Source organism: Streptomyces sp. NPDC059456 (genome assembly GCF_042750055.1).
Taxonomy (GTDB): Bacteria; Actinomycetota; Actinomycetes; order Streptomycetales; family Streptomycetaceae; genus Streptomyces.
This window is the reverse complement of record NZ_JBHYVA010000327.1, coordinates 1-9,044: the sequence shown is the minus strand read 5'-3', so window position 1 is coordinate 9,044 and position 9,044 is coordinate 1. Positions and strand designations below refer to the sequence as shown.

5 protein-coding genes and 1 pseudogene are annotated in these 9,044 nt (G+C 76.0%); 4 read left to right on the top strand and 2 right to left on the bottom strand.

Annotated elements, in window-relative coordinates:
- Nucleotides 1-136 precede the first annotated feature (136 nt).
- Complete coding sequence (locus ACFXA3_RS25320) at nucleotides 137-1,300, bottom strand: ABC transporter substrate-binding protein (protein WP_385190465.1); 1,164 nt, start codon at nucleotides 1,298-1,300, stop codon at nucleotides 137-139.
- A 266-nt stretch (nucleotides 1,301-1,566) separates the two neighbouring features.
- Here ACFXA3_RS25320 and ACFXA3_RS25315 point away from each other — a divergent pair, with 266 nt between their 5' ends.
- A complete protein-coding gene (locus ACFXA3_RS25315; protein ID WP_385190463.1) occupies nucleotides 1,567-2,313 on the top strand; it encodes a GntR family transcriptional regulator in 747 nt (248 codons plus the stop codon).
- A gap of 71 nt (nucleotides 2,314-2,384) precedes the next feature.
- Complete coding sequence (locus ACFXA3_RS25310) at nucleotides 2,385-3,269, top strand: LysR family transcriptional regulator (RefSeq protein ID WP_385190461.1); 885 nt, start codon at nucleotides 2,385-2,387, stop codon at nucleotides 3,267-3,269.
- Nucleotides 3,270-3,300: 31 nt separating this feature from the next.
- On the opposite strand, the gene ACFXA3_RS25305 is transcribed toward ACFXA3_RS25310, so the two are convergent.
- Nucleotides 3,301-4,047 (bottom strand): ABC transporter ATP-binding protein, encoded by a 747-nt coding sequence (locus ACFXA3_RS25305; RefSeq protein ID WP_385190459.1) that lies wholly within the window; start codon nucleotides 4,045-4,047, stop codon nucleotides 3,301-3,303.
- A gap of 206 nt (nucleotides 4,048-4,253) precedes the next feature.
- On the opposite strand from ACFXA3_RS25305, the gene ACFXA3_RS25300 reads away from it, so the two are divergent.
- Both ACFXA3_RS25300 and ACFXA3_RS25295 read left to right on the top strand, forming a co-directional pair.
- Nucleotides 4,254-7,574: an FtsX-like permease family protein gene (locus ACFXA3_RS25300; protein ID WP_385190456.1), complete on the top strand. Its 3,321-nt coding sequence runs from the start codon at nucleotides 4,254-4,256 to the stop codon at nucleotides 7,572-7,574.
- Nucleotides 7,571-9,044: pseudogene (locus ACFXA3_RS25295) on the top strand (hypothetical protein); the annotation flags it as partial. The gene ACFXA3_RS25300 and the pseudogene ACFXA3_RS25295, both read left to right, overlap by 4 nt.

The window sequence follows — 9,044 nt, the reverse complement described above, 5'->3', positions numbered from 1 at the left end:
GCCCAGCACGAGGGCCAGCGCCGCCAGCCCGGCCGGCACCGCCGACCGGGCGGGGGGGGGGCGCGGGCGGGCGGCGGGGGGGGCGGGCGCCGGCCGCCGGTCCCCTCCGGTGGGGAGGTGGGGGTGGAGGGGGACATCAGGAGAGGGCCTTGTCCCACTTCTCGGCGAGGGTTGCCTTGGCCTTGTCCAGCTCCGCGGAGGCGGGGAAGGCCGGGGTGCCCTGGATCTGCGGGAGCTTGGCGGCGGCGGCCTTGTCGGCGGTGCCGTCCTGGGTCATGACGGGGAGCAGGACCGGGCGGGCGTGGCCCCCCAGCCACAGGTTCTGGCCCTCGGGGCTGTACAGGAACTCCATCCACAGGCGGGCGGCGGCCGGGTTCGGGGCCTCCTTGTTGATGGCCTGCGAGTAGTACTGGGCGTAGACGCCGTCGGTGGGGACGGCGACCTTCCAGTCGACGCCCTTGTCCTTGAACTGCTCGGCGTAGCCGGCGTTCAGGTAGTCCCAGTCGATGGAGATGGGCGTCTCGCCCTTCTCTACGGTGGCCGGGGTGGACTCGACGGGGATGAAGTTGCCGCTCTTGCGCAGCTGTCCGAAGAAGTCGATGCCGGGCTGGATGTCCGCGAAGGAGCCCTTGTTGGCGAGGGCGGCCGCGTAGACGCCGCCGAAGGCGGAGCCGGACTTGGTCGGGTTGCCGTTGAGGGCGACCTTGCCCTTGTACTCGGGCTTCAGCAGGTCCGCGAAGGTGGCGGGGCAGTTGGGGATCTTGGCGGCGTCGCAGCCGATGGAGACGTAGCCGCCGTAGTCGTTGTACCAGCGGCCGTCGGCGTCCTTCTGGCCGGCGGGGATCTTGTCCCAGGCGGTGACCTTGTACGGGGCGAAGAGGTTCTCGTCGGCTCCGCTGCGCGCGAAGGCGATGCCGAGGTCCATGACGTCGGGGGCGCGCTTCTGGCCCTTGCGGGACTTCACGGCGGCGATCTCGTCGGAACTGGAGGCGTCCGGGTTCTCGCTGCTGACCTTGATCTTGTACTTGGCCTCGAACGCCTTGATGATCTCGCCGTAGTTCGCCCAGTCCGGCGGCAGCGCGATGACGTTCAGCTGGCCTTCCTTCTGGGCGGCCGCGACGAGGGCGTCCATGCCGCCGAGGTCGGCGACCGAGGTGGCGGCGCCCGGCTGCGTCTTGGCCTTGCCGTCGGCGGTGGTGCCGGCGGCCTGGTCCGGAGCGGCACCACAGGCGCTGAGCGTGGTGAGGACGGCGGCGCTGAGGAGTACGGCCGCACCACGGCGGGCGGAGGAACTGAGCACGGTCTCTCCCGGAGACGGGTTCCTGACGGGGGTCGACTTGTCTGAACAAGTTGGCTCCAGTTCGCCCGGCTCCGCTGTACGGACGGTGAACGGGGACTGGACCGCGGGGCACGACTCGACGAAGAGACGAGAATGACCGAAAGCAGCCGTGACAAGACCGGTGCAATGATCTTCAACACCTAGGGTGACGGAACACGCGAGCGGCCGTGGCGGCTGCAACGACTGCGACGACTGCGACGACTGCGACGGCAAGGGGGCGGCACGGCATGGGCACGGTCCGGTATCTGGAGATCGCCGAGGCACTGCGCACGGCGATCCTCTCCGGTGAGTACGCGGTGGGCGCCCAGCTGCCCTCGGAGAGCGATCTGGCCGCACGCTGGTCCGCCTCGCGGGGAACCGTCCGGCAGGCCGTGGCCACGCTCGCCGCCGAGGGCCTGATCGGTTCCCGGCAGGGCGCCCGCAGGATCGTTCTGCGCCACGAACGCCGCCACAGCTTCGGCGAACTGAACAGCTTCGCCCAGTGGGCCGAGGGGCTCGGCCAGGAGGTCACCAGCCGCTTCCTGGCCCGCACCCGCCGGCCGGCCACGGCCGAGGAGGCGGACCGGCTCGCGCTCGCGCCGGGCACCGAGATCCTGGCCGTGCTGCGGGTGCGGCTCCTGGACGGGGAGCCGACCATGGTGGAGCGCACCGCGTACGCGGACTGGGTCGCGGCCGCGGTCGAGGCCATGCCGGAAGACGTCCGCTCGGTGATGGACGGCCTCGCGAACGGTTCCGCGATCGTCGCCCACTACGGCGAGCACCTCATCGACGCCCTCGCGGCGGGGAGCGAGGACGCCCGGCTGCTGGAGATCCGGCGCGGGAGCCCGCTGTTGCGCCAGCGGCATGTCTCGGCCACCTCCACCGGCCGCCCCATCGAGTGGAGCGACGACCGCTACCGGGCCGGCAGCGTCACGTTCAGTGTGAGCAACTCGGCGGTAGCCACGCCTTTGGAGCGCCGCACGGGCGACGGGTGAGGGCCCGGGCGCGCGGCTGTATCGTCCCGGGCAGGACCGATCACCCGCCGGACGGGTACGGAGGAAGACCGATGATCGATGTGCAGCGGCTGCGCATTCTGCGGGCCGTCGCCGAGCACGGCAGCTTCAACCGGGCGGCGCGGGCCCTGCTGCTGACCCCTTCGGCCGTCTCGCAGCACATCGCCTCGCTGGAGCGGAGCGTGGGCCACCCGGTGGCGGTGCGCAGCACCCGCGGGGTCACCCTGACCGAGCCGGGGCGGCTGCTGGTGGAGGCCGCGGAGACGATCTCCGCCGAGCTGGACCAGGTCCGCCGCGCCATCGACCGGCTGACGGCGGAGCGGCCCCGGCTCACGGTCGCCACGTTCACCAGCGGCGGCCGCCGGCTGCTGCCGCCGGCGCTGGCCCGGTTCGTGGCCGCGCACCCCGACGTCGAGCTGACCGTACGGGAGGCCGAGCCGGAGGACGCGGTGCCGATGGTGCGCGACGGGGCCGCCGACCTCGCCCTGACCTACCACTTCGACGGGCCGCTGCCCCTGCGGGCCGGGCTCGACTGGACGCCGCTGGCCGACGATCCGCTGTGGCTGGTCCTGCCGCGCGAGCACCGGCTGGCCGGGCGGGCCTCGCTCGGCCTCGCCGAACTGGCCGAGGAGCGCTGGGTGCTCGGCTGCCTCAAGACGGAGGCCTTCCTGCACCGGTACGCGGGGCTCGCCGGCTTCGACCTGCGGGTGGCGGCCTCCACCACCGACTACTTCTTCGCCCAGACCCTGGTCGCCGCGGGAGTCGGCGTCTCGCTGGTCCCGGACGTGTCCCTGGCCCCGGAGGCATCGCTGGCGGTCGTACGGATCGAACCTCCGCGCCCCGCCCGGCACATCGGGGTGGTGACCCCGCGCCTGCGCCGCCCGCACCCCTACGCCGGGGCCCTGACCGCGGCGCTGGCCGCCGCGGCCGAGCGGTGACCGGACATCTGCCCGCGTGAGGGCGGGACCCTCACGAGGTGACGAGGTCCTCCCCGGGCGGGGGCGCGTCCGGCGCCTCGGCGTGGATCCGGCCGTCACGCAACTCCACCACCCGGTCCGCGAGTTCGATCAGGGCCGGATCGTGGGTGGCGACCAGGACGGTGACCCCCTCGCTGCGGACCACAGCGCGCAGGAGCTGCATGATCGAGTGGCCCGTCTCGGAGTCGAGCTGGCCGGTGGGCTCGTCGGCGATGATCAGGGCCGGTTCGTTGGCCAGGGCGCGGGCCACGGCGACCCGCTGCTGCTGGCCGCCGGAGAGCTCGCCGGGGCGCTGCTCGGCGTGCTCGGCCAGGCCGACCAGGGCGAGGAGGGTGCGGGCGCGTTCCTCGCGCTGCTTCGCCGGGATCCCCCGCATCCGCATCGGGACGCCGACGTTCTCGACCGCGGTCAGGACGGGGAGCAGGCCGAAGGACTGGAAGACGAAGCCGATCCGGTCGCGGCGCAGCGCGAGCAGTCCCTGCTCGTCCAGCCCGGCGAGATCGGTGCCGTCGAGGACGACGCTGCCGTCGCTCGGGGTGTCCAGTCCGCCGACCAGGTTGAGCAGGGTGGTCTTGCCCGAGCCGGACCGGCCCTTGAGCGCGGTGAGCACCCCGCGTTCGACCTCGAACGACACTCCGCGCAGGGCGTGCACGGCGCGCTTGCCGCTGCCGAAACTGCGGTGGAGGCCGTCCACCACGACCATGGGCGTCGCCGCCGTGGCGTCCTGATCCTGCGTCATGGTGTGGCTCCCCCTGGAATCGGCCGACGACCACCGGCTGCGGCCGCTCGCACGCGCCGCGCTCACCTCGGTCGTCTTCTTCGCTTCATTTCGATTCTGCTCATCCGTCCCGCCCTTCGCGCAAGCCCCTTCCGTGGCGCGTTCGAATCTGACAGCATTGTCCGCTATCCGGTACCAGCGGTCCGGATGGGGGAGGAACACGGCACATGCTCGGCTTCGTCGTGCGCCGGCTGCGCGGGCGAGTGCCGCTCGCCGCCGCCGTACTGCTGACCGTACTGATCACCACGACGGTGCTGACCGCGCTGTCCGCGTTCACCCGCGACGTGGGCGAAGCGGGGCTGCGTCAGGCGCTCCAGGGCCCGGACCGGGCCCGGACCACCGTCCTCGTCACCGGCGAGCACGCCGCGCCCGACCGCGCCGCGGACGACGCGGCCGTACGCGCCTTCACCGGCGGGCTGTTCGGCCGGCTGCCCGTCGCCGTCGAGAACGTGGCGCGCAGCCGCTCGTTCGGGCTGCCGGGGGCGCACGCCCCCGGCAAGGACGCCGACCTGACCCTGCTCGCCGCCTTCGACCAGCGGCACGTACGGCTGCTCGCGGGGCAGTGGCCGCAGCCGGTCGGCGCGCCCGGCGGCCGGCTGCCGGTGGCCGTGCCGCGGGCGGCGCTGGCCCGGCTCGGGCTGGACGCGCAGGCCCTGCCCGCCGAGGTCCGGCTCGACGACCGGTACGGCGGCGCCCCGCAGACCGTACTGGTCACCGGCGTGTACCGGGCGGCCGATCCCGACGCGCCGTACTGGCGGCTCGACCCGCTCGGCGGACGGGAACTCCAGGTCGGCAGCTTCACCACGTACGGCCCGCTGCTCGTGGACGACACCGCCTTCACCGCGGGCGGCCTGGTGCAGAACAACCGCGGCTCGCTCCTCACCCCGGACTTCTCCGACGCCCACGGCTCCGACACGGACGCCGTCCGGGACCGTGCGACCTCGGCCGTCGAGGAGCTGAAGCGCACCAAGTCCCTCCAGGCCAGGACCGAACTGCCGGAGCTCCTCGGCGAACTGGCGTCCGCGCAGCTCGTCGCCCGGTCGACCCTGCTCATCGGCGCGCTGCAGCTCACCGTGCTGGCCGCGGCCGCCCTGCTGCTCGTGGCCCATCTCCTGACGGACCGCCAGGAGGGCGAGCGCGTCCTGCTCGCCGCCCGCGGCGCGTCCCGCCGCCGCCTCGGTGTACTGAGCGCGGCGGAATCCCTGCTGCTCGCCCTGCCCGCCGCCGTCCTCGCTCCGCTGCTCACCCCGCCGCTGCTGCGCCTGCTCGGCGGGTTCGGGCCGCTCGCCCGGGTGCCGCTGGGCGCCACCGGGACCTGGCTGCTGTGGCCGGTCGCGGCCGGCTGCGCCCTGGCCTGTGTGCTGCTGGCCGCGCTGCCCGCCGTACTGCGCGGCGCCGCGGCCGCCGCCCTGCGCCGCACCGGACGCCGTCAGGCGCTGGTCGCCGGGGCCGCCCGCTCGGGCGCCGACCTGGCCCTGCTGGCCCTCGCCGCCCTCGCCTACCAGCAGTTGGTCCAGCACGGCGAGGACGGCCTGACCGCCGGTACGCCGGCTCCCGGCGGGCGGCTCGGGGTGGATCCGGTGCTGGTGGCCGCGCCGACGCTGGCCCTGTGCGCGGGCACCCTCCTGGTGCTGCGGCTGCTGCCGTTCGCGGCGCGGCTGGGCGGACGGATCGCCGCGCGGGGCCGCGGGCTGGGCCCCGCGCTCGTGGGCTGGCAGCTCGCCCGCCGGCCCGGGCGGGCCACCGGGCCCGTACTGCTGCTCGTACTCGCCGTCTCCAGCGGGGTCCTGGCCCTCGGCCAGCACACGGCGTGGTCCGCTTCCCAGCGCGACCAGGCCGAGTTCGCCACCGCCGGGGGGCTGCGGATCTCCGGCAGCGACCTGCCCGCCATGGGCCAGGGCGGCCGGTACGCGGCACTGCCCGGCGGCGGGGCGGTGATCCCGGTGATCCGCACGCCGCAGGAGCTGCCGGGCGGCCGGATCGCGCAGGTGCTCGCGCTGGATGCGGCCGCAGTGGGCGAACGGGTGCCGCTGCGGGCCGACCTGCGCGACGGGCGCGGGATGCGGGAGCTGTTCGCGCCGCTGTCCGTACCGCCCGCCGCCCCGGCGGCCGGCATCTCCCTGCCCGGGCGGCCGCAGCGCATCGACCTCGACGTGGACGTGCGGGTCCTCGGCGGCGACGCCGGCCACGCCGCGCTCGGGCTGCTGCTGCGCGACCGGTTCGGGCTGACCTACCGGGCGCCCATGGCCCAGCTGCCCACGGGCGGTGCGACTACCGTCTCGGTGGACCTCGGCGGGCTGACCGGCGCGCCGCTCGGTTCGGCCGCGGCCCCGCTGACCCTCGCCGGGCTCGCGGTGTCGTACGTCCCGGGCGAGGGCGGCTCCACGGACTTCGGCGTGCCCGAGCCGGCCGACGCCGGCGGTGAGCTGACCGTCCGCCGGCTGGCCGTCGCCGAGACGCCGGGAGGCCGGGCCGAACCCGTGGCCGCCGCGCCCCCGGCCGCCGCGGACGGTGCGGGCGCCCCGGGCGGCTGGACGCTGACCGCGTCCGCGCTGACCGGCGGCTCCCCCGCCGCGGAACTGCTGCCGGGCGGGCAGGACGGCTCGGAGCTGGTGCGGCTGCGCTACCGGGGCGGCCGCAAGGCCGTGGGCGGGATCCAGTTGGCGCTGGCACCGCCGGGCGCCCGGACCGTCGCCGAGGTGCCGGGCGTCGCCACCCGTACCTATCTCGCGGGGGTCGGCGCGGCCGTCGGCGACCTGGTTCCCGTCCCGCTGGGCGGTGCTTCGGTGCCGGTGCGCATCACGGCCGCCGTCGGCTCGCTGCCCGTCGCCGGGGACACCGCGCTCGCCGTCGATCTGAACGCCGTGGGACGCATGCTGGCCGCGGGCGGCGTACGGGAACTGCCCGCGCCGACCGAGTGGTGGCTGCCCGCGAAGTCCGCCGCCGACACCGCGCCCGCCCGGGCCGCCGCCGAACTGCGGGCCGGCGCCGGGGTGCAGCAGGTACGGCTGCGCGAGGAGGTCGCCGCCGGGCTGCTGGACGACCCGCTGAGCGCGGGCCCGCAGAGCGCGCTCGCCGCCCTCGCGGCGGCCTGCGCGGTCCTGGCGGCGATCGGCTTCGCGGCCTCCGCGGCGGCGGGCGCCCGGGAACGGGCCCGTGAGTCGGCGGTCCTGCTGGCGCTCGGCGCGTCCCGGCGGAGCCTGGCCCGGACGGCGGCCGCCGAGAGCTGCCTGCTCGTGGGACTCGGCAGCGCCGTCGGGGTCGGGCTCGGCGCCGCGATCGTCCATCTGGTGGTGCCGCTGGTGGTGCTGACGCCCGCCGCGCGCCGCCCCGTGCCGCAGGTGCTGGTCGACCTGCCGGGCGGCACGACGCTGCTGCTGACCGCCGCCGTCGCCGCGGTACCGCTGCTGTCGGCGGTGCTCGGCGGCCGCCGCGACCGCAACGTCTCGAACGCGGCCGCCCGGCTGCGGCACGTGGAGGAGATGTGACCAGGCCCGCACAGACACCGGACGGCCCGCCGGACCACGCGTCCGCGGCCGCGACCGGGCACGACCGCGGGGCCGGGGACGGCCGCGGAGCCGGGGACCGGTCGGCGCCGTGGGTGCGGACCCGGCTGCGGTCGGCGCCGTCGAGTGCCGTGCTCGCCGCGGCGCTCGCCTTCGTCGCCGTCCTGCTGGCGGCCGCCCTGCCGCGCGCCGTGGACCGGGGTGCCGATCAGGCGCTGCGTTCGTTCCTGCACGACCGGGGGCCCGCCTCGACGAGCCTGCTCGCCACCTCCGAGGCGCGGTACGGCAAGCAGTCCGTCGACGAGCTGGACTCCGTACGCGACGCGCTGGTCGCCCGTACCGGCGTCGGCTTCGCCGTCGCCCCCTCGGGGCCGGTCCACGGCACCCAGGCGGTCAAGGGACGTGACCTCGCCAATCCCGAACTGCCGCGCCCCGATGGCGTTCCGCCCAAGCTGGACCTGCTGTACCTGCGGGAAGCCGCCGCGCACACCGAGCTGGTGGCCGGGCGCTGGCCCGGCGGCGGCAGCCCGGACGGGCCCGTGCCCGTCGCGCTGTCCCAGCAGGCCGCACAGACGCTGGGCGTCCGGATCGGCACCGTCCTGGAGACCTTCGCGGGCGGCTTCTCGACCCCGATCAGCGCCGAGGTCGTCGGCCTGTACCGGGCCACCGACGACGCCGACGTCTACTGGACCGGGCTCCCCTGCCTGACCCGGGCGTGCCAGAACAACACCCCCGGGATCCCGCCGCTGCGGTACTGGCAGACCGCCGCCCTCGTCGGACCCGACGGGCTCGCCCGGCTCGGCGAGTGGGGCGAGGGCGCCGAGGACTTCTGGCGGCTCCCGGTGGACACGGGCCGGCTGCGCGCCGACCGGCTGCCCGACGTCGCCGCCGAGATCGCCGCGTACGTGAGCGGCCCGACCACCTCCGGTCTGCGGCACGCCACCCTGCGCGGCGACCTGCGGATCACCTCGCGGCTGCCGGAGCTGTTCAAGCAGGCACGGGCGCGGCAGCAGGCGGCCGCGCCGCTCGCCGCGATCGGTCCGGCGGGCGTCGCCGGCGTGGCCGCCGTGGTGTTCTGCCTGGCCGCCGCCCTCACCGCGGACCGGCGGGAGTCGGAGCTGCGGCTGCTGCTGGCCCGCGGCGGCTCGCCGGGCGGCATCGTCGGCCGGCTGCTCGGCGAGGGCGCCGTGACCGTCCTGCCCGCCGCCGTCCTCGCGGCCGGGCTCGCGACCTGGCTGCTGCCGACCCCCCGGTGGACCGCCACCCTGCTCGCGGCCGCCGCCGTCACCCTGCTGGCGCTGCTGGCCTTCCCGGTACGGGCCGCCGTACTGAGGTCCGCCCGGCGCCGCGGGCCGGCCCCGCGGCGCCGGCGGGTCGCCGCACTGCTGGTCGTGGGGGGCCCCCCCCCGGCCGCGGGGGCGTGTTCACAAAAACCCACCCCCCCAGCCCCCA